General features: G+C 31.9%; 13 protein-coding genes. 11 read left to right on the forward strand and 2 right to left on the reverse strand.

The window, feature by feature from the left end; all coding sequences use genetic code 11:
- Positions 1-3: 3 nt before the first annotated feature.
- Complete coding sequence (locus tag ACXAG4_RS10400; protein WP_475296023.1) at positions 4-1,707, forward strand: RagB/SusD family nutrient uptake outer membrane protein; 1,704 nt, start codon at positions 4-6, stop codon at positions 1,705-1,707.
- Between the two features lie 25 nt (positions 1,708-1,732).
- Positions 1,733-2,650 (forward strand): DUF1735 domain-containing protein, encoded by a 918-nt coding sequence (locus tag ACXAG4_RS10405; RefSeq protein ID WP_475296024.1) that lies wholly within the window; start codon positions 1,733-1,735, stop codon positions 2,648-2,650.
- 220 nt (positions 2,651-2,870) lie between these two features.
- Here ACXAG4_RS10405 and ACXAG4_RS10410 read toward each other — a convergent pair whose 3' ends face one another.
- Positions 2,871-6,977: a two-component regulator propeller domain-containing protein gene (locus ACXAG4_RS10410; protein WP_475296025.1), complete on the reverse strand. Its 4,107-nt coding sequence runs from the start codon at positions 6,975-6,977 to the stop codon at positions 2,871-2,873.
- Between the two features lie 552 nt (positions 6,978-7,529).
- Between ACXAG4_RS10410 and ACXAG4_RS10415 the strand changes: the two genes are divergently transcribed.
- The 6 genes from ACXAG4_RS10415 (at position 7,530) to ACXAG4_RS10440 (ending at position 18,857) form a co-directional block, all read left to right on the forward strand.
- On the forward strand, positions 7,530-9,953 hold the full coding sequence (locus ACXAG4_RS10415) for a glycoside hydrolase family 3 N-terminal domain-containing protein (RefSeq protein WP_475296026.1): 2,424 nt from the start codon (positions 7,530-7,532) through the stop codon (positions 9,951-9,953).
- A 32-nt stretch (positions 9,954-9,985) separates the two neighbouring features.
- Complete coding sequence (locus tag ACXAG4_RS10420; RefSeq protein ID WP_475296027.1) at positions 9,986-11,449, forward strand: alpha-L-fucosidase; 1,464 nt, start codon at positions 9,986-9,988, stop codon at positions 11,447-11,449.
- A 190-nt stretch (positions 11,450-11,639) separates the two neighbouring features.
- Positions 11,640-13,913, forward strand: coding sequence for a right-handed parallel beta-helix repeat-containing protein (locus ACXAG4_RS10425; RefSeq protein WP_475296028.1), 2,274 nt, complete (start codon positions 11,640-11,642; stop codon positions 13,911-13,913).
- Between the two features lie 183 nt (positions 13,914-14,096).
- Positions 14,097-15,380, forward strand: coding sequence for a DUF6786 family protein (locus ACXAG4_RS10430; protein WP_475296029.1), 1,284 nt, complete (start codon positions 14,097-14,099; stop codon positions 15,378-15,380).
- Between the two features lie 110 nt (positions 15,381-15,490).
- Positions 15,491-16,591, forward strand: coding sequence for an alpha-L-fucosidase (locus tag ACXAG4_RS10435; protein WP_475296030.1), 1,101 nt, complete (start codon positions 15,491-15,493; stop codon positions 16,589-16,591).
- Positions 16,592-16,607: 16 nt separating this feature from the next.
- On the forward strand, positions 16,608-18,857 hold the full coding sequence (locus ACXAG4_RS10440; RefSeq protein WP_475296031.1) for a right-handed parallel beta-helix repeat-containing protein: 2,250 nt from the start codon (positions 16,608-16,610) through the stop codon (positions 18,855-18,857).
- A gap of 17 nt (positions 18,858-18,874) precedes the next feature.
- Here the strand turns inward: ACXAG4_RS10440 and ACXAG4_RS10445 are convergent, their stop codons facing one another.
- Complete coding sequence (locus ACXAG4_RS10445) at positions 18,875-19,753, reverse strand: AraC family transcriptional regulator (protein ID WP_475296032.1); 879 nt, start codon at positions 19,751-19,753, stop codon at positions 18,875-18,877.
- 187 nt (positions 19,754-19,940) lie between these two features.
- Here ACXAG4_RS10445 and ACXAG4_RS10450 point away from each other — a divergent pair, with 187 nt between their 5' ends.
- The 3 genes from ACXAG4_RS10450 to ACXAG4_RS10460 all read left to right on the forward strand — a co-directional run bounded on the left by ACXAG4_RS10450 (position 19,941) and on the right by ACXAG4_RS10460 (position 22,725).
- Positions 19,941-20,582: an RraA family protein gene (locus ACXAG4_RS10450; RefSeq protein WP_475296033.1), complete on the forward strand. Its 642-nt coding sequence runs from the start codon at positions 19,941-19,943 to the stop codon at positions 20,580-20,582.
- Positions 20,583-20,601: 19 nt separating this feature from the next.
- Positions 20,602-21,762 (forward strand): mandelate racemase/muconate lactonizing enzyme family protein, encoded by a 1,161-nt coding sequence (locus tag ACXAG4_RS10455; RefSeq protein ID WP_475296034.1) that lies wholly within the window; start codon positions 20,602-20,604, stop codon positions 21,760-21,762.
- Between the two features lie 174 nt (positions 21,763-21,936).
- Positions 21,937-22,725 carry an SDR family NAD(P)-dependent oxidoreductase gene (locus tag ACXAG4_RS10460; protein ID WP_475296035.1) on the forward strand — a complete coding sequence of 263 codons (789 nt, stop codon included), beginning with the start codon at positions 21,937-21,939 and terminating at the stop codon, positions 22,723-22,725.
- Positions 22,726-22,744: the final 19 nt, after the last annotated feature.

Consider the following 22,744-nt stretch of genomic DNA (forward strand, 5'->3'; position numbering starts at 1 on the left):
AAGATGAAAAAATATAAAATACTTTTTTTAGTAATAATATCGATTATAGGAAGTTCATGTTCTGATGAATTTGATCAAATAATACCAACAAGTGATTTGTTGGAAGACGAGATTTTTAGTGATGTTAGGCGTGTTTCTTCTTTTTTAAACCCAGCATATTCTGGTGTTAGAAGCTCACCATGGGTGTCTTTAGAGTATTATACAAATAATGCTGTTAATGTAACAGGGGCTGAAAGAGCAGCTGTTTCTGGGCCAACCCCAGAATCATCTCCAGTAGCTGGAGAATGGGGAAGAGCCATGAACCAAATTTTTAAAATAAACGAATATTTTAAATCTGGTTTTAATGTTATATATGATACTTTTAGTGAAGAATACAGTAACGGTTTAAAACAACGTTTAAGAGGTGAAGCCTTTGGGTTAAGAGCTTATTATAAATGGCTGTTATTAAAAAACTTTGCAGGACCATCATCTGAAGACGGTACCATGTTAGGCTTTCCAATTGTTGATAGTTTATTAACAGAAAATGAAGTTAATAATGTGCCTAGAAGTAGTTATTTAGATTGTTATGAAAGTATTCAAAAAGATTTAGATAGCGCTTATACCTACATAAATGTTATGAGGTATTCTGGTAACGGCGATTTAGATGGTGTTAGAGAAACTAGTAGAATTTCACGTGAGGCCATTTTAGCACTTAAAGCTAGAATAGCTCTTTTTGCAGCAAGTCCTGCGTTTAATCAGATCTCTTGGGAAGAGGCTGCAGAAGTAGCGTATAATGCAATAGTTGAAATAGATCAAGGTGTTTTAACAGATTTACAAGCATATGGTAATTTTAATAATACCGAAAATAGAGACCACCTATGGAGAAGAAGTTTTAGCCAAAACGGAAATTTAGAAAATGAGTATTATCCGCCATCAATGTTTGGTAAAGGTACAGCTAATCCAAGTCAAAACTTGGTTGATGCTTTTCCAGATAGTAACGGTTACCCTATTAATCATCCAAACTCAATTTATAACGGTATTAACCCATACCAAAATAGAGATGGCCGATTTGAACGTTTCATTTTTTATAACGGTTTAAATAGTTACAGAAATGCCTATCTAGAAATGTTTTCTGGAGGTCAAGATGCTAACGGAGGTGTAAGAAAGAGAGCTACAAGAACTGGTTATTACATGAAGAAATACTTAAGTGAAAATGTTAATTTAGATAGTGATCAAACTTCAGAATCTAATTCAGACTACAAAGTATACAGTATATTTACTAGAGCTGGTTTATATTTAGATTTTGCTGAAGCTGCAACAGAAGCTTACGGTATTAATGGCAAATCTGGTACAATGATGTTTTCTGCTAAAGATGCTTTATCTAAAGTAAGAAACAGGCCTGGAACAGGCATAACTAACGATTTATACATTGATGAAGCTGATGATTTTCTAAATACATTTAGAGAGTTAATTAGAAACGAACGCCGCCTAGAATTTGCTTTTGAAGGAGAATATTTTTACGATGTAAGGCGTTGGAAACTTCCTATGGAAGAATTAAATGCATCAGTAAACGGAGTAACAGTAAATAAAGTTGGAGATGATATGTTTACTTATGAAAGTAAAGAGGTTGAGCCTAGAAACTTTACAAATCGTATGTATTATAATCCAATTCCAAGAAATGAAATTTTAAAATCTGAGGCGTTAACACAAAACGCAGGATGGGAATAATAAATAGCATTTAAAATATAAAATTATGAAATATAAAAATTGTTTATTGATATTACTAATAGCGTCATTTATGTTTTCTTGTGATCCATATGATGATTATATAGAAAATACAGTTGGCTATAAAACAGTATATTTTCCTTACCAAGAACTAGAACGATCTGCAGTGTCAGGTGAAGGTTTAGAAATTAAACTTGGTGTATTTATAGGAGGCGTAAGAGAGAACACTAAAAATGAAGAAGTAACCTTTGAAATTGATGAAAGTCTTTTAGATGGTACATCATACACCTTACTACCAAGTGATTATTATGAGTTAGAAAATAATTCAAAAATAACAATTCCAAAAGATGAGTATTTAGGTTTATTATCAGTGAAATTTGATTCATTAAAGTTAGCTAATGATACTAACATGAGGGATTTTAACTATGCAATACCTTTAAAGTTATTAACATCTACAACCGATTCTATTCTTGAAGGTAAAGAACAGGCTATTTTTCCAATAAAACTTATGAATACTTATGAAGGTAATTTTTACCAAGTAGGGAGTTTAAAAGAGTTTTTTACCGCAAGCAAAGTATTAGATACTGCGTATGTATATGGAGATTTTGAAGATGGACCAAGTACACCAATAAGAGTATTAAGTTCTGATATGATGAATACAGTTACTGTTGATGGAGTTGCAAATAGAGGAGGTGATGATTACGCTATGCAATTAAGAGTAAACCCTAGTAATAACACGGTTGAAATTCTTCCAGTAGATACATCTGATTATCAAGTAGAACCCAACGGTACAAGTACATGGGACCCTGTAAAAAGAGTGTTTAATTTAAAGTATAAATATAGCTTTGGAGATAAAGACTTTGAAGTTGAAGAAACGTTAACATTTCGTAATAGAATTAGAGACGGAATTAATGAATGGAGATGGGAAGGATTTCCAGGAAATTAAACGTTAGTTTTACGTTGTTTTAGTTTTATGTGCAAAAGGCTGTCTTTTATTTTTAAGGCAGCCTTTTTATTGTTCATTATTAAATAGTATGATAATAAATTATTTTATGCTAATCATTTATTTTTAAAGTAAATGGTGTTTATATTGTGGGTTTTAGTAGTAATTTGTTTTACCTATTCATAATAAACAAAGAATTGAAATAGGTAGAAATATTTATTGTCTAAATGTTTTTATCATCTTCATCTACTTCAGTATTAGAGCTATTTTTATACTTTTTAGCAAACTCTGTTGGTGAAATTTTGTAAGCTTGTTTAAAACATTTACTAAAATATTTTGGATCATTAAATCCTGTCATAATACAGATTTCAGAAATTAATAAACCAGAATTTTGTTTAATTATTTGAGTAGCACGTTTTAGCCTATAATCTCTTATAAATTCATTAGATGATTTTCCTGTAAGTTGTGTTAATTTTCGGTAAAGACCAGAATGGCTCATATTCATTTCGTCTTTAAAAGCAGCAGCAGTAAACTCTGGGTTGCTAAAATTTTTATCTAAAACATCGTAAGCTTTTCTAACAAAAGAATCGTCTATAGAATCTAAACTTTTATTTTCAGGAATAAAGTTAACTTTTGTCTTTGAATTTTCAGATATTTTTTTGTTAGTTTCAATAATATTTGAAATTCTAGACTCTAGAATTTCATAGTTAAAAGGCTTTTTTATGTAATCTATAGCACCAATACTTAAGCCATTTAATTTAAATTCGTCTGAAGACCAAGCACTTAAAAACATGAACGGAATGTGGTTTATGGTGTCGTCTTTTTTTACTTCTTTACAAAATTCTAACCCATCCATTACAGGCATTAAAGTATCACTTAATATTAAGTTAGGTATTACTTCTTTAGCTTTAACTAGTCCTTCTTTTCCATTTGGAGCATCTACAACTTGAAATTTATGTGATAAAGATTCTACAATATATGATCTAATATCAAAATCATCTTCAACCACAAGTATAGTTGGTGTGTTTTTATGATGCTTTTTTAAGTTTTTAGGAATTTCATTATTTTCATTTTTATTTAAAACTATTGGCTTTAAAGTAGGGCGCTTAGCAACATAATTTCTAATGTTTTTAGCATCATATGCTCTTTTTTTAATAGGAATTGTTATGGTGAATTTAGAGCCTTTGTTTATTTCACTTTCAACAGTAATAGTGCCTTTATGTAGTTTTGTTAATCTGTTAACATAGTCAAGACCAATACCAGCCCCATTTGGGTTTAGAGATTTAGCTGATCTAACTTGATAAAAGCCTTCAAAAATTTTAGATAATTTATCTTCTGGAATACCAATACCACTGTCTTCAATACTTATAATTACTTTATCTTTTGCTTCATCAAAATAATGTAATGAAATACTTATAGTACCCTCTTGTAAGGTGAATTTAAAAGCGTTAGATAGTAGGTTATATATTATTTTTTCTAATTTATCTTCATCTACCCATCCTTTCATAACATCATTTTCCTTAAAAAATTTAAATTTTATATTATTTTTTAAAGCAAATTCATGAAAAGCAGCTGTTGTATCATCAATACATTTTACTATGTTTTGTTTAGCTACTTGTAAGCTTAATGTGTCTCCTTCTATTTTACTAATATCTAGTATTTGATCAACCAACCTAAGAAGCCTGTTTGAGTTTTTATTTATTAAACTTAATAATTTATAATCATAATGGTTTTTGTCATTATAATTCTTCATTAATTGCATTACAGGATCAGAAATAAGGGTTAAAGGTGTGCGTAATTCGTGTGATACGTATGTGAAAAACCTAAACCTCATTTGGTTGAAATCTTCTTCATTTTTAAGCTTTATACGCTGTAATTCGTTTTCGTTTTTTTGCTTAGTGCTTATTATTGTATATTTATTATAATAATAAAGAATAATTGCAATTAAAATTAGAATGAGTAGTTTAAACCACCAAGTAGAATAAAAAGGTGGGGCAATACTAATTTTTAGTGATTTTACCTCATTAATACTACTATTATTAGTGTTTTTTACTTTAAAAACATAGTTGCCGTGATTAAGGTTGGTAAAGCTTACAGATCTAGAATTACCAATATCAACCCATTTATCCATATAGCCTTCTAGAGTGTAGGCGTATTTATTGTTTCCATTGTTAAAAAAATCTAATGCTGCAAATTCTATAGTAAAATCTTTTTCATGAGATTTTAAGTTCAATAATTTTGTTTTATTAATGCTTTTTTTTAGAGGAGAGTTTTTACTTGAAATATCTACTATTTTGTTATTTATTTTTAAGGAAGAAAAGATAATTGGTGCGTAGTTTTTTGGGGTGTCTAAGTGTTTAGGATTAAATACAATTAAGCCATCTGAAGCTCCAAATCCAAAAGTTCCATCAGGCAAAACTGCAGAAGCTCTTGGGTGGAAATGTTTTGAAGATAATTTGTTTTCATGCGTAAAATTATCAAAAGATTTAGTGTTAGTATTGAATTTATTAAGCCCGTTAAATGTGCTTACCCATAGCACATCTTCATAAGGTTGAAAGCTAGCAACAAAATTACTAGAAAGGCCATCTTTTTTAGTGAAAAAAGAAAATGTTTTTGTTTTTAAATCTAAATATCCCATGCCTTTTCCTTGTGAGCAAAACCAAATTAAATTTTCAGTATTATCTATATAAGTTTCACTTATAGGTGTAGATATGAGTTCATCGGTATAATAATCCTCAAATATTTCTGTTTTGGGGTTAAAAATTACAATTCCCCCCATGGTTGCAATAACTAAATTACCTTTATGATCTAGTTTAATATCTCTAACTTCAATATTTCCATAAGTAGTAAAATTATCTTCTTCTTCATTGTAAAGGTTTAAGCCACGTTGAGTTCCAATCCATAAGTTATTAGCATTATCTTCAATTAAACAGTAAATCTTATCATCGCTTATACTATTTTGTCTGCTAGTACTATAGGTATAATGAATAAAATTAGAATTGTTTTTAGATAAACGGTTTAAACCACCAGAGTATGTTCCAAACCACATACGGCCTTTGTAATCTTGTAGTATAGATGTTACTGTGTTAAAACTTAGTGAGTTTGGTTTTTTTGCGTTGTGGTAATAAGAAGTATATAATTTTTTTTGGGGATTATATACGCTTATGCCGCCTAAGGTACCAAACCATAATTGTTGGCTTTTATCTAAATATATACTTCTTACCCTATTTTCTATAATACTATTCGCGTCATGCGTTTGGTGCTTAACTATTTTAAATAAACTTCTTTTTGAGGTATTGTAGCTAACACCTTCTGCATAAGTACCAACCCATAAAATACCATTTGTATCTTCAAGAATAGAGTATACGGCGTTTGAAGCTATACTGTGTAAATGATTAGAGTTATAAAGGTAGTTGGTAAAAGTTTTTGATTCTGGGTTTATTTTAGTTAAACCACCACCGTTAGTAGCAATCCAAATTTCGTTATTAGATGACAGTGAAATATCAAAAATTTCATTATGCCTAAGTGGGCTATTTTGGGTATTGTATGATATAAATTTATTACTATTAACATTTAAGAATGAAACCCCGCCTTGCAGCGTACCTATCCATAAATTACCATTATTATCTACAGACAATGCCTTAATTGTATTTCCTGCTACACAATTTATTGAGTTTTTTTTGTGAAAATAATTTGTAAATTTTTTAGTTTGTGAATTAAAAAAATTTAATCCGTTTTTGGTTCCTATCCATAAATTACCATTAAAAGTAACTAATGAAAGTACATCAGAGTCTGATATTGTGTTTGTTTTGCTTGAGTTATATCGGTAATGTTGTGTTATACCTTCGTTTTTATTATATAAAATAAGCCCCTCTGAAGTTCCTAGCCAAATATTAGAATCACTCTCAAAGGCTATACTATTAACTCTTATAGGAGCACTAAAGTTTTGAAATAAATTATGGGCTGTTAATTTTTCGGTTATTGAGTTAAAAGACTTAAGTCCGTTGTCAGTACCAATCCATATAATATTTTGAGCATCTTCATAAAGCGATAAAATTTTATTTCCACTTAAAATGTTTGAAGTTTTACCAGATGTATTAATAATATTAATATCATAACTATTATACCTATTTAAACCATCATCTGTTCCAAACCAAATAAAACCAGATTTATCTTCTAAAATTGTATTTACTGTATTTTGAGATAACCCATCAGCAGTTGTAATACTATTAAAATTAAATTCAGATTGGTCAGCAATATATTGGGCGTTTAAGGCTTGCGCAAAAATTAAAATAAAAAAATAAAGGTAATGGTAGTTGTAGTTGGACATTTTTAAGAGATTATTTAAAAAGAAGTTATCCAGAAAGAATTAGCAATAAAACAGCATGATAACTAAACAAAAATACAAATTAAATTTAATCTATTATTTGTGAATTAAAACAACGGGTACTACTAAACTAACTAGTTTATTGTAATAAAATCTAAATTATGGTGTTTGTAATTAAGTTTTGTTACTAGACTTATAGTTGTTAAGTATTGAAAATCAATGAATTTCTGTTAAATAAAAGTTTGTTTTAAAATTGAATTAACTATTAATAGTTTTTTTAAATGATATAAACTTTGAACAAATTTTATACCATTTAAAAATATGTGTCTACTTAATTATATGCTTTTTTCGTGTTATTTGTATTTACAATAATATCAATATTATCTATTGATTTTTTGTAGAAGATGCTTTAATTACATTATGCTATTCAAGAAAGTAATAAAAGTATTATTTGCAAATATTATGTGTAAAATATTAAGAAATACAATTTTTTAAATGAAGAGTTATAAGTTTTTCTGTTGGTTACTTATTTGTTTGTTTCCTGTTTTTTTAGCAATGACAGGACTATTAAAAAAGGAAATTACAAAAGTAAATCCTAATACAATTTATCATAAGGGATGGATAGATTTTAATAAAAATGGAGTTAAAGATCTTTATGAAGATAGTGCTATAGCAATAGAGAAACGTGTAGAAAACCTGTTGTCTTTAATGACATTAGAAGAAAAAAGCTGTCAAATGGCTACCCTTTATGGTTTCGGTAGAGTTTTAAAAGATGAATTACCTACTCCAGAATGGAAAAATAAAATATGGAAAGACGGTATTGGCAATATTGATGAACAACTCAATAACTTAGCATATCATCCAACAGCAGTAACAAATAAATCTTGGCCACCATCAAATCATGTAAAAGCGTTAAACGAAATTCAAAGATTCTTCATTGAGAAAACAAGACTAGGTATTCCTGTAGATTTTACTAACGAAGGAATTAGGGGCTTGTGCCATGAAAAGTCAACTAGCTTCCCATCTCAAATTGGAATAGGCTCAACCTGGAACAAAAACTTAGTAAGTCAAATTGGCCATATAACAGGAAAAGAAGCGCGGTTGTTAGGTTATACTAATGTATACTCTCCAATTTTAGATATTGCTCGCGATCCGCGTTGGGGTAGAACAGTAGAGTGTTACGGAGAAGATCCCTTTCTAGTAGGAGAGCTAGGTTACAACATGGTAAAATCTATTCAAGAAGAAAAAGTAGTTTCAACACCTAAACATTTTGCTATATATAGTACACCTAAAGGAGGAAGAGATGGTGATGCGCGTACAGACCCACATGTTACAGAAAGAGAATTGTTTTCGCTATACCTTCATCCGTTTAAACGCGCTGTAAAAGATGCAGGTGCATTAGGCATTATGAGTTCATATAACGATTATAATGGAGTACCCGTAACTGCCTCTAACTACTTTTTAAATGAGATTTTACGTAAAACATGGGGTTTTAAAGGGTATATAGTATCTGATAGTCGTGCGGTTGAGTTTATAGCAGATAAACATAACGTAGCAAAAAATAGGAAAGAAGCAGTATTAAAAGCCATAAATGCAGGGCTTAATATAAGAACAGACTTTACAATGCCAGAAGATTATATTTTACCTATTAGAGAGTTAGTTAATGAAGGAACTTTAAGTATAGAGGTTGTTAATAATCGTGTTAGAGATATTTTAAGGGTTAAGTTTTGGCAAGGTCTTTTTGATTCTCCTTACGGAAATGATTTAGAGGTAGCCGATAAAACCGTGGCTAATAATTTACACCAAAAAGTGTCATATCAAGCTTCTTTAGAATCAATAGTACTCTTAAAAAATAATGACAACATGTTGCCTTTAGATTTAAATAAGTATAAATCTATTTTAGTAGCAGGACCTAATGCAAAAGCGGTAGACCATTCTGTAAGTCGCTATGGCCCTTCTAATATTGATGTCGTGTCTGTTTATGAAGGTATCAAAAATAAGTTTCCCAAAAATATTGATATTAAATACACTAAAGGTTGTGGTTTTTTTGATGAAAACTGGCCAGATAGTGAATTAATGAATTTGCCACCAAGTGAATCAGATCAAAAGGAGATTGACAAAGCAGTACAAATGGCAAAAGAAGTAGGTTTAGCTATTGTTGTAGTTGGTGATGACGAAGAAACAGTTGGTGAGTCTAGGTCAAGAACCTCGTTAAATCTACCTGGTAATCAACAGCAATTGGTTGAAGCTATTTACAATACAGGAACACCAGTTGTAGTAGTTTTGATTAATGGAAGACCGTTATCTATAAACTGGATAAATAAATATGTACCTGCTGTGGTTGAAGGATGGTTTCAAGGCCAATACGGAGGATCGGCTATTGCAGATGTGTTGTTGGGTAATTACAACCCAGGAGGGAAGTTACCTATATCGTTTCCAAAAACAGTAGGTCAAATACCTATGAACTTCCCATCTAAACCAGGTGCTCAAGCAAACCAACCATCTCACGGGCCTAATGGTTCTGGTAAAACACGTGTTGGGGGCTTTTTATATCCTTTTGGTTATGGTTTAAGTTATACTACATTTAATTATAGTAATATAACTGTTAAATCAGATATAACCTCAGGTAAAGGAAAGGTAGTGGTAACTACAGACATTAAGAATACAGGAAAAAGAAAAGGAGATGAAGTGGTACAGTTATATTTTTCAGATTTGTATTCATCTGTAACAGTTTATGAAAAGCAATTAAGAGGCTTTGAACGTGTTTCTTTAAATCCTGGCGAAACTAAAACGGTGTCGTTTACCTTAACACCTGAAGATTTTGCGTTATATAACCAAAATATGGATTTTGTATTGGAAAGTGGAGAGTTTAATATAATGATTGGAAGTTCTTCTGAAGATATTAAGCTAAATAAAAAAATAAACATAACAGAGACAGCCTTAATTAGTAAGCAAATAAAGATGTCTACATCAAAATAAAAATAATTTCTCAAAAAAATAATAATAAAAAAATGATAAAAAAAATTGGAATTGCTTTAATAGCAATAGCATCTTTTAAAGGTATAGCTCAAAAAAAGTATGAAGCTAATTGGGAGTCTATAGATAGTAGACCAGTACCAACATGGTATACAGATGCTAAGTTTGGTATTTTCATACATTGGGGGCCATATTCTGTGCCAGCATTTTCAAAAGTAGGATCCTATTCTGAGTGGTATTGGGAAAACTTAGTTAATTCTAGTAGAGTAAAAAACGGTTATAATGAAACCAACGAGTTCCATAATCGTGTGTATGGAGAAAACTTTACTTATCCAGATTTTGTGCCATTGTTTACTGCCGATTTGTTCGATGCTAATCAATGGGCAGATGTATTTAAAAATTCTGGTGCAAAATATGTAGTACTTACATCTAAACATCACGATGGGTATACACTTTGGCCAAGTAAAGAATCTGATAAATCTTGGGGACGCCCATGGAGTTCTACCAATTCTGGACCGGGAAAAGATCTTGTAGGCGAGTTAACAAAATCGGTTAGAGAAGCAGGACTTAAAATGGGACTTTATTATTCTTTATATGAGTGGTATAACCCATTGTATACAAATGATGTAGATCTTTATGTTGATAAACATATGATACCTCAGTTTAAAGATTTAGTAACCAATTACTCACCTTCGTTAATTTTTACAGATGGAGAATGGGATCATCCACATACAACATGGAGGTCTACAGAGTTGTTGTCTTGGTTGTACAATGATTCGCCAAGTAAAGATGACGTAGTAATTAATGATCGTTGGGGTGAAAATACCCGTCATCACCATGGAGGATATTATACCACAGAGTATGGTTCAGGAATGCCAAACGCCGATGTTCCTTGGGAAGAAAATAGAGGAATGGCTCATTCTTTTGGGTTTAGTAAAACCGAAAATTTAAAAGATTATAATTCTACTCAACAATTGGTGTATATGTTAGTTGATATTGTGAGTAGAGGTGGCAATTTTTTATTAGATATTGGACCAACAGCAGATGGTAGAATTCCTGTAATTATGCAAGAACGTCTAATTGAAATGGGAGATTGGCTAAAAGTTAACGGAGAAGCAATTTATGGTACTACTTTATGGAAGAATACTTGCCAATGGACTAAAGGTAAAATTAGAGATGCCGACCGTGGAAGATATAAAGTAAAGTACGATGTTATGAAACTTACCGTAGCCCCAGACAAAGGGTATGCTACCAAAGAAATATTTTTTACTAAAAAAGATGATGCACTTTACAGTATATGCCCAATATACCCTAAGAATGATTTGGTTGTGAAAGATGTTACGTTGAAACCTAACGCTAAAGTGGAACTTCTAGGTCATAATAAAAAATTAAAATGGAAGCAAAAAGGAAAAGATATAGTAATACAAGTACCTGCTTTAACACCATCTGAAGCTCCTTGTAATTTTGCGTGGACCTTTAAAATTAGTGGGGTAAAATAATATTAGTATAAATTGATAATTAATTTAAAATGCCATGCAAACCTTGATTAACAAAAGGTATGCATGGTTTTTCATTATTGAGAATTTTTTTTGTTTAAAAATGCTATTTAAAAAGTCAAAATATTTAGCTTGCTTTGTAAGTTTTACCTTGTGCGTGGTATTAATGTTGGTATGTATACAATGTAAAAAATTGCAAACACGAAAACAGGTTATTTATGTTTCAAAAGATGGAAATGATGCGTGGTCAGGTACATTGCCTAAACCAAATGCAGAAGGTACTGATGGCCCACTTTTAACCTTGGCAAAAGCATCAAGTAGTTTGATGCAGGGAGGAGCTTGTTTTGTTAGAGAAGGTATATATCGAGAAACATTAAAACCAATGCATTCAGGAACGGTTTCAGAAAGAATTACTTTTTCAAATTATAAGAATGAGCACGTTGTTATTTCTGGTACAGACTTACTTAAGGGTAAATGGGAAAACAATAGCGAATTTATTTACAAAATGCCATTTAATGCAAAATCAGCGAATATGATGGTTTTTGTTCAAGAAACATTACTTGAAGAGGCAAGTTGGCCAAATAGCTCTGGAGATTTGCTCAAACCAAATTATGGTAAGGTAGAAGGAGGAACGTTTAGAACCATGCGGGCAGAAGATTTACCAGATAACATCAATTTAACTGGTGCTACCTTATACGGTTATTTTGGTAAGGAGTGGGCACTACAAACCATGAAAATTTCTAGCTACAATTCAAAAACTAAAACTGTTACCTTTTTAGAGCCCACTAGACGAAAAAATTATTACGGAGGAGTTGATAAATGGATGCAGAATTATGGACCCAGAGATGGTAACAGGTATTACATCAAAGGACATTATAATTTAATGGATACTAATGGAGAATGGTATTACAATGATGAATTAAATATTCTGTACGTATATGCAGATAATAAGTTTCCAATCAAATCACAAAAAATAGCAGTAAAATCTAGAGATTACGCTATTGATATTTCGGGGGTATCAAATGTTGATATTTTTGGGGTTTCTATTTTAGGTGCGGGCATTATTTCTAATTCTGAAACAAAAAATTGTAGACTTAAAAATATTAAAGGCCAGTATGTTGAACCAGGCGTTTTTATAAATGGTTATAATAATGAATTGAGTAACAGTGAATTTGCTTACTGTAAGAAAGGAATTGTAAATGTGTTAGGTACGGGCAATCGTATAATTAATAATTATATTCATGATGGTAATTATACAGGAAGCTGGGGAGAAATATTAAATACAAAAGGAGATGGTCATTTAGTAAGTCACAACACAGTGGCGCGTTCAGGAGGTGGGTGTATTGGACCTGGTGGACGTAATATGCGGTTTCAGTACAATGAAGTTAAAGACGCAGGTTTAATTCGTCATGATATCGGAGGGTTTTACATAGCTAATAACGATGGAGGTGGTACAGTGATTTCTTATAATAAAGTTTATAATATATATGGAATTGGTATTTATTTAGATAATAGTACGAGTAATTATACCATACATCACAATGTAGTTTGGAATTGCGGATGGCAATATGTTCTGTCTACTCCTCCTGCATCTTTTCTCGATATTGGTGCGTACGATGCCATTCGGTTAAATACACCTAGCAACTTTAATTTGGTATACAACAACACAGCCTACGGAGGGCCAGGTTTAGGGTATTGGGGGCGGAATTTTGAACGAGATATGTATGGAGGTCATATCATTAATAACATCTTTCCCGAAGGATGGCGTGTAACCAATTCTGCTACTGTGGGGCCTAATTTAGGGAATACTGATTCACCAAGTTTTGAAAATCCAGAAGCGTACCGTTTTACATTAAAAAGTAATTCTGAAGCAATAGATAGAGCTCATACTTTAAAGGGAGTAACTCAAGTTTTTACAGGAGAAAGTGCAGATTATGGAGCCTATGAATTTGGACGCACACCGTGGAAAGCAGGACATGATTTTAATACTGAACCACATTTAGAATTCTATGAATTTAAAACAGATTTCATGAATTTAGTACAGAACAATGGGTTTGAAGATGGTTTTAAAAGCTGGAAACTATTAAACCCCAAATTAATAAAACTAATCAATCAAGACTCCTGGGGTGTGGAAACTGCAGAAACAAGAATGCAATCACATGCAGTAATGTTAAAAGGAAATTCAGCAGAAATCAGTCAAAGAATTTCAGGTTTAAAAGCAAATAATCATTATACAGTTTCAGCTTGGATAAAAACGAAAAAAGAAGGAATTGGTTTAATTACGGTTCAATTTGGTGATTTTAATAAAAATATAGAAATAAAAAATACTAAAGGATGGGAATTTGTAAAATTTGATTTTTACGCTAAAGAATCAATAAAGTCATTGCACTTAAGTTTACAAAATACTGGTGAAAGCCAAAGTGAGGTGTTTTTTGATGATGTTGGCCTAATTAGAATGTTTAAATAAAATATAACAATATTTTATAAAGTGTAATTAAATATTGTTTACCAATCAATAAAACAAATACATTAAAAGGTTTAAAAGTTGAAGAAATGTGTTTAATAATTTTGTCTTATTTATAACTGATATTTTAATTTTTAGCAGTTAAAGATAAGCTATCTATAAAATAAGATTATAAAAAAATAAAAGATGAAAATAGTAGTAAAATGTATGGGGTTTTTAGTCTTTTTACTAGGAACTTTAGTGTCATGTAATTTAAAAAATAAGTCTAGAAAAGAAAACAAGAATATTGATGTACCAAACCAACAAACCTTAAAAGCTGAAGGTGCTACTTATGAAGAGGATGTTGCTTTTTTAAAAGACTACATTGATATTATTGAACTAACAGATAAAGCAAATCAATCTAAAGTAGCAGTTTCTGCTGCCTTACAAGGTAGGGTAATGACAAGTTCGGCTTTTGGAAATGTAGGTAGAAGTTACGGATGGATTAATAAATTACTATTCAAATCTAAAGATACTTTAGAGCATATTAATGTATTTGGAGGTGAAGAGCGTTTTTGGTTAGGCCCTGAGGGTGGACAATATTCTATCTTTTTTGAAAAAGGTAGCGAGTTTACTTTAGACGATTGGTACACACCTAAATTGATAGATTTAGAGCATTTTGAAGTGAAAAATGTATCATTTACTTCAGCAACTTTTACCAAAGAAGCCTCATTAAAAAATTATTCAGGTTTTCAGTTTGATTTAGGAATTGAAAGAGAAGTAGCCATTTTGTCCAAGGCAGAAATACAAAATGCATTGGGACTTTCAGAATTGTCTAATAATTTAAAATCGGTGGCTTATAAAACTACCAACACCTTAACTAATATTGGAAATAAAGATTGGAAAAAAAATACAGGTTTATTGTCTATTTGGTTGTTGGGTATGTTTAATCATTCACCAAATACAACCATTGTTATTCCTTATTTAAAAGGTGATGAAACTAAATTAGGTAGGGTGGTAAATGATACTTATTTTGGAAAAGTCCCATCGGATAGATTGGTAGTGAAAGAAAATGCCATTTTCTTTAAAGGTGATGGAGAATACCGTAGTAAAATTGGTTTGTCACCAAAAAGGGCCAAAAATATTGCAGGCTCTTATGATTCTAAAAATGGTATTCTAACCATAGTAAAATACAATCAACCTAAAGGTGTTACAGATTACGTAAATTCAATGTGGGAAATTCAAGAAGAACCATTTCAAGGAGATGTTATTAATGCTTATAATGACGGAGCACCAAAACCAGGGGCTAAGCCTTTGGGGCCTTTTTATGAGTTAGAAACATCATCACCTGCTTTGGCTTTAAAAGCAGGTGAGAGTAGAAATCATATACAAACAACATTTCATATAGAAGGAGATGAAACCACACTGAATCCTGTTATTGAGGAGCTTTTTGGTGTGAGTATCAATGATATTAAAACAGCATTTCAATAATCATCTCTTAAAATAAATCTTTAATGTTTTTAGGTGTAACAAAACAAAAAGTATAATAAAAAATAAACCTTCAACTGCTTTTATAATATTAAATTAAAAAAATGAAACTAATGAAAATTAACTGTTTAGTTTTGGTAATTCTTGTTTTAATGTTTAATCCGTGCTATTCTCAAACAAAGGTTACAGTAAAAAAAGAGAATAAGCATAAATACGCCCAAAGACTTTCAGAGGAAAAATTAAAAGCATGGCAAGACTTAAAATATGGTATGTTTATTCACTATGGCATGAGTACTTTTTTAGGCGAAGAATTGCCAGATGGTAAAGCACCTCTTAACGCTTACGCTCCAACAAACTTAGACGTGTCTCAATGGATTAAAGTAGCAAAAGATGCAGGTATGAATTATGCCGTATTAACAGCAAAACATGTTGCCGGACATTGTCTTTGGCCTTCAAAATATACAGACTACGATATTGAAAATAATAAAAATAACACCGATGTTGTGGGAGAATTTGTTAAAGAATGCCGCAAACAAGGTATAGCACCTGGTATTTATTATTGCGCTTGGGATAATCATCATGATTTTTTTAGTTTAATGCCAGATAAAAGTGAAAACTATGCGGGTGCCTTAATAACACCAAAAGAAAAGGATTTATATGTGGCTCCGCCACCTTATACAACATCACTCTATCAAAATTTTATGACTGCTCAAATTGATGAGTTGTTGGAGAATTATGGTCCGTTAGTGCAATTTTGGGTAGACATCCCTATTATTTTAGGTAATGGATATAGAGAATTCATATATCGGCACATAACAGAAAAGTATCCCAATATGTTGGTAATCATGAATCACGGAAAAAAACAAAAAGACGGCGAGTTAGTGTTCTTAGAGGACAAGGCATGGCCTAGTGACGCTCTAACCTTAGAAAGGTACTATTCCGATAGAGCATATAATCCAGTATGGACTATTAAAGGTGAAAAAATGTACTTTCCGGCTGAGTCAAACTTGCCAATAGGAAACGAATGGTTTTGGGAAGATGATGATAAAGTAAAACCTATGGAAGATTTAGTGAGAATCTTTAATGGGAATTTAGATAACAGGGTAAACTTCCTTTTAAACGTACCGCCAGATAGGTCTGGACAAATTCCAGCGAAATGGATAAAACCACTAATGGAGTTGAAAAACAGAGTAGGACATAGGTTAACAGAATAGGAAAAATATATTTATTATGATAAAAAATTATACTTTGGTACTTTATGTCTTCTTAATATGCATCTTCGGATGTAAAAGTAGTAAAGTTGAGTATTTTGTGTCTCCTATGGGTAACGATAAGAACTCTGGTACAAAAAAACAACCTTTAGCCACGTTAAAAGCAGCTCAGGAGTTAATACGCACTTTTAAAAGCTCAAATAAAATTCCAGAGAATGGTATAACGGTTTGGGTAAAAGGAGGCGAATATATACAGCAGGAAACATTTTCTTTATCAGATTTAGATTCAGGTACCTCAAAAGCGCCCATAACATGGCGTGCTGTGGAGGGAGAAACGGTAAGTTTGTTAGGAGGAATATCACTTAATGGTGAAGATTTTAGTCACCTCAATGATAAAGCTATAATAGCACGTTTAAATAAGGGAGTTGCTAGACATGTGTTTCAGATAAATTTGAAAGAAAACGGAATTTCTAATTTTGGAAAGCACACGCAGTACGGACATGCCATATCAGTTACCGAGGCTCCTTTTGAGCTTTTTGTAAATAATAAACCCATGACCTTAGCAAGGTATCCAAACAAAGGTTTTATTCCCATAGGCCAAACCATTGATAGTGGCTCAAAACCAAGAAAAGTAGATTATTCAGAGAGGGGAGCTACATTTAAATATACAGACCAGCGCCATAAAAAATGGGTAGAACAAAATGATGTTTGGTTTCAAGGTACGTTTTGGAATGGTTATGCAGATGACAAAATACGTGTTGAAAAAATTGATACAATTCAAAAAATAGTAAAACTTGCCACGCCTCATATGTATGGTGTTAGAGGAGGAAAACATTATACCCACTATGTAGCTTTAAATGTTTTAGAAGAATTAGATGAACCCGGAGAATGGTACGTAGATAGAGATTCTGGTATTCTATATTTATGGCCAAAAACAGATATTAAAAAAGCTAAGATATCTGTGTCAGTGTTAGAGGAGCCTATTGTAGCCCTAGAGGATGTAAATCATGTAGTTTTTCGAGATTTTACCGTTGAAGTAGGACGAGGCATAGGAATTTATATAGAAGGCGGAAATGGTAACTTGGTTGCTGGTTGTAAAGTGCGAAACTTAGGAACTAGTGGTATATTTATGGGGCAAGGAGCCCAACAAACTTTTCCCCATATAACACATGATGATTATGAAGGTGTACCGGTTTCAAGAAAAATTGGAAACCTACAAGGCCATATTTATAAAAATACAACATGGAATAGAAAAGCTGGAACAAATCACAAAATATTAAGTTGCGATGTTTACAATACAGGTAGTGGTGGAATTTATTTAAGCGGTGGAGATAAAAAAACATTAACGCCAGGAAATAATATAGTAGAAAATTGTATAGTGCATGATTACAATAGACGTAATAAATTTTTATGGTCTGGAATTAATATAGACGGAGTAGGGAACAAAATAAGACACTGCGAAATTTTTAATTCTGATTTTCAGGCAATATATGCACATGGAAATGAGCATATTTATGAGTATAACCACATTCACCATGTTACACAACACTCAGATGACGTATCGGTGTGGTACTTAGGGCGAGATCCTAGTGATAGAGGAAATATAATACGGTATAATTATTTTCATGATTGTGGTAACAAAAACCGCATGAACATGGGTATTTATTGCGATGATTCTACTACTGGTGTTACTGTTTTTGGAAACGTGTTTTATAATATGCAAACAGCTCATGGCGTTCTTTATAGTAATACAGGCTGGGATTTAACAATGGAAAATAATATTATAGTTAATCCGCACTCATACTCTGTGGTGTTAAGTCCGCATTACTATACTTGGTATAAAGGAAACGCACCAAATGTATTTGATAAAGGAAAATTATTTGAAACAAGATTGTTTAAAGATTTAAATATTCTCCAGCCTCCTTACAGCACACATTATCCAGAGCTTCATAATTATATGGATGTTATTAAAGAAGGAGAGGAGTGGGAAGGTATGCATGCCAGAAGAAATGTGTTTGCAAAAAACCTGATTTTAGGAGGTAAAAAGAACCCTGTACAAATTCGCAGAAATAAAAAAACTGATCCAGGTGTTTTTACTAGTATTAATAATTATAATACTCAACAAGACCCAGGTTTTGTTAACATGGAAAATGAAAACTTTTTGCTAAAAGAAGATGCAGAAGTGTTTAAAAAAATTCCAGAGTTTAAACCTGTACCTTTTGATAAAATGGGTTTGTATAAAGATGAATATAGAGAATCAATAAAGTAAATGTGATAATTAGTTTTTTACTCTTTGAAATTATAGTGTTTTCGGTAGTTTGTAGGATTCTTTTTTGTGAATTTTTTAAAAGTTCTACAAAAATAAGAGTAGTTTTCAAAACCACATTCATAACAAATTCTTAAGGTAGATAATTCACTTTCTTGTAGCAGTCTACAGGCATAGCCTATTCTTGCTTGGTTAACAAAATGAGAAAAAGTAGTTCTAGTTTTATTTTTAAAAAAACGGCAGAAAGCACTATTTGATAAATGAATAAGTTTAGAAACCTCACTCAATTCTATTTTTTGTGTAAAATGCTCCATGATATACTCATAAACATACTCTAGTCTTTCATCACTCTCTTTTTTAAATGAATTAACAAAACCCGGGCTGGCTAGTAAAAGGGGGGATTTAATATTGGCAATAGTGTTTAATATATCTAAGCATAAAACAAGTTTATCAAAACCTTGTAGCTTGAGGAGTTTTTTTATTTTTTTTGAAATTATTTCTTTAGATGATTCTTCTATTTTAATGCCATAGCGAGACTTTTCAAGCAGCGTTTTTATATGATTTAATTCTTCCAAATCTAAGAATTGGCTGTTCCAAAATGATTTGGAAAAATGAATAATAATAGCCTCAGCCTCTAAACCAGATGGCTGTGTGGTATCGTAATAAGCAGTTTCATTTTGCCATAAATGCGGAAGGTTAGAACCAATAAGAACCAAATCTCCTTCAGTAAATTGGGCAATATGGTCGCCAATAAATCGTCTTCCCGTACTTTTTAATATAAGCGTGAGTTCTATTTCTTCATGAAAGTGCCAAGAATTATGAAAATGAGGTAACGTGTCTTTTCTTATTTCAAAGGCTCTATTGCTAGGTAGCGCTATTTTATGTGATTTGGCTTTCATTTATGTGTAATTTAAACAATATAAAAGAGTGCTAGTGTAAAAATGTAAATATAGTACATCTTATTGGATATTGAGTAGATGCTTTTAGTATATGTTGTGTTTAAATTTGAATTATAAATTAAAACATAAATAAATGAATGTTTCAAAACTTTCAGATGATGAGTTATTCAGTGCTTGTAGAGAAAAATTGTTCTCAGCGGTTATTGGAGATATAATGGATAAAATGGGTTTGTTCCATCAATTTTTACCAGCTAGAATACAGCCTTTAAAGCCAGATATGCTTCTTGTTGGTAGGGCTATGACTGTACTTGAAGCAGATACTTTTGAAGAAACGCCAGAGTTTTCCAACAACCCAATAATGCAAAAACCTTTTGGGTTAATGTTAGAGGCATTAGACGACCTAAAGAAAAATGAAGTGTACATATGTACTGGAGCCTCAGATAATTACGCTCTTATTGGAGAGATTATGATGACAAGGGCAAAAGTACTCGGGGCAGCTGGTGCAGTTTGCAATGGCTATTCAAGAGATACTTTTGGTTTGCTAGAATTAGATATGCCATTTTTTTCATTTGGAAATTATGCGCAAGATCAAGCCCCTAGAGGAAAAGTTATTGATTATAGGGTGCCTATTGAAATAGAAGGTGTACGGGTAAACCCAGGAGATATTGTTGTGGGAGATATAGATGGTGTTTGTGTTGTGCCCAAAGAACATGAAGTAGAAGTTTTTGAAAGAGCTTTTGAAAAAGCCCAGGGTGAAAAAAAAGTTCTTAAAGCGGTTCAGTCTGGTATGAGTGCCGTAGAAGCTTGGACTAAATATGGAATAATGTAATCAATTAATGATAAAATAGATGAAAATAACAGAAGTAAAAGTTTGGTTAGTTGAAGGAGTTAAGTATAACTGGACCATGCTTAAAATATATACTGATACGGGGCATACAGGTGTAGGAGAGTCAACAAATTGGCCAGGGAGCCAAATAATAGAATCTGCCACAAAAGAGGTAGGAAAACGCATAATAGGTATGGACCCTATGCGTACAGATTTTATATGGACAAAATTATATCGAGACTTAAATTGGGTTGGGCCATATGGAGCAAGCATGTGTGCAATTAGCGGTATAAATATGGCGCTTTTAGATTTAAAAGCGAAAGTACTAAAAGTACCTATGTATGAATTGTTGGGGGGGCAATATAGAACTGAAATTCCTTTGTATGCAAATTATTGGTTTACTGGAGGAGGGCACAATGCTAATGATTATGCAAAACAAGCTAAAAAAGTAAAAGATGCTGGTTTTACAGGGTTAAAATTCGATCCTTTTGCTCATACAAATTATTTTTATGGAGAAGATTTAAGTACAGAGCTAACACTAACTAAATCACAACAAGATTTAGCCTTTGAAATTAGTAAATCAGTAAGAGAAGCTGTTGGTCAAGACATGGATATTATGATTGAAACTCATGCTATGCTAAATTTTAAAGTAGCTATTGCCATGGCAGAACGTTTAGCAGAATTAGATATAACTTGGTTTGAAGAGCCAGCAGGTCCTGAAAGCGCAAAAACATTAAGAGCTTTTAGAGAACGTATTAGTCCTAAGGTGTCTATTTGTGTGGGTGAACGACATTACACTAGGCATGGTATTAGAGATGTTCTTGAAAGCTATATTTCAGATATTATCATGCCAGATATTACCCGTTGCGGTGGCCCTAGTGAGATGAAACGTATGGCAACAATGGCAGAAGCTTATAATGTTTTGATAGCGCCTCATAATCCTAATGGTCCATTATCTACATTAGCAAGTGCACATGTTTGTGCAGCAATACCAAACTTTTTTAAACAAGAATTTATTTTTAATGATGTACCGTGGAGAGATAAAGTAATCTCAGAACCTTTAAATATTGTAAACGGTAAAATTGTACTATCAAACAAGCCGGGGATGGGAGTAGATTTAATTGAGGAAATAATGGAAAAACATCCAGGAATTCGCAATCACAAAGAAGGGTATTATATTTAAAAACAGCAACTAGTATAGTTTTTGAGTCAAAAAGCAATAATGGTAAAAAAATGTACAATCAATTATACAGATTTTGAATAAAAGAATTGTGTAAAAAACAATTTTTAGTACTCAATATTTTAAAATGTCAATTTATACAACTAAATTTTTGCTTTTAAAAAAAATGTTCTTTTCATGTTAAATATAAATTTAAAAAATAAGGTTGCCATAATAACTGGAGTTACTAGTGGTATTGGTGCTGGCATATCAACCATGTTTTCAAAGGCAGGTTGCCATGTTTCTGGCTGTGGAATTGAAGATGAAACTAATAAAGGAGTTATAAGTTTTCTTCAAAACTCAAAGCAGGAAGGTGTAAAGGCATTATATACAAAGGCAAATGTTACTAAAGAAAATGATTTGTTACAGTTGGTTGCAAATACAATTAATTATTTTGGCAAAATAGATTTTTTAATATCCAATGCAGGTGAGAATATTTTTAAAGGAGTATTGAATTGTTCAAATGATGATTTTGAGAAAAACATAAATTTAAACCTCCGCTCTCATTGGAAGTTAAGTCAACTTTGTAAACCATATTTGGAAATGAGTGACAATGGAACCATTTTAATAATGAGTTCTAACCATGCCTATGCCACCATTCCAGGGTGTTTTCCATATAGTATGTCAAAAACAGCAATAAAAGGGCTTGTACAGTCTATAGCAATAGAGTGGGGCCCAAAAATAAGAGCTGTAGGAATAGCGCCTGGTTTTATTCAAACACCTGGAAATGAAACTTGGTTAGATTCGTTCTCTGCTCCAGAAGCAGAAAGACAAAGAACAAATAAACTTCATCCTGTTGGAAGAATTGGCACTCCTGAAGAAGTAGGCGGGTTGTGTGCATTTTTGTGTAGCAATTATGCTCAATTTATAACAGGTACAACCTATTTAATAGATGGAGGACGTTCCGCTTTAATGCAAGATCCTTAAGCTAAAAAAAGAATAAACA

This window comes from Seonamhaeicola sp. ABD4_175, assembly GCF_056160885.1.

Excerpts from the sequence above, each read along its gene's own strand:
- ACXAG4_RS10455 (WP_475296034.1), top strand. The coding sequence starts at position 20,602 with ATGAAAATAACAGAAGTAAAAGTTTGGTTAGTTGAAGGAGTTAAGTAT.
- ACXAG4_RS10460 (WP_475296035.1), top strand. The coding sequence starts at position 21,937 with ATGTTAAATATAAATTTAAAAAATAAGGTTGCCATAATAACTGGAGTT.
- ACXAG4_RS10420 (WP_475296027.1), top strand. The coding sequence starts at position 9,986 with ATGATAAAAAAAATTGGAATTGCTTTAATAGCAATAGCATCTTTTAAA.
- ACXAG4_RS10430 (WP_475296029.1), top strand. The coding sequence starts at position 14,097 with ATGAAAATAGTAGTAAAATGTATGGGGTTTTTAGTCTTTTTACTAGGA.
- ACXAG4_RS10435 (WP_475296030.1), top strand. The coding sequence starts at position 15,491 with ATGAAAATTAACTGTTTAGTTTTGGTAATTCTTGTTTTAATGTTTAAT.
- ACXAG4_RS10415 (WP_475296026.1), top strand. The coding sequence starts at position 7,530 with ATGACAGGACTATTAAAAAAGGAAATTACAAAAGTAAATCCTAATACA.
- ACXAG4_RS10440 (WP_475296031.1), top strand. The coding sequence starts at position 16,608 with ATGATAAAAAATTATACTTTGGTACTTTATGTCTTCTTAATATGCATC.
- ACXAG4_RS10410 (WP_475296025.1), bottom strand. The coding sequence starts at position 6,977 with ATGTCCAACTACAACTACCATTACCTTTATTTTTTTATTTTAATTTTT.
- ACXAG4_RS10405 (WP_475296024.1), top strand. The coding sequence starts at position 1,733 with ATGAAATATAAAAATTGTTTATTGATATTACTAATAGCGTCATTTATG.
- ACXAG4_RS10445 (WP_475296032.1), bottom strand. The coding sequence starts at position 19,753 with ATGAAAGCCAAATCACATAAAATAGCGCTACCTAGCAATAGAGCCTTT.
- ACXAG4_RS10400 (WP_475296023.1), top strand. The coding sequence starts at position 4 with ATGAAAAAATATAAAATACTTTTTTTAGTAATAATATCGATTATAGGA.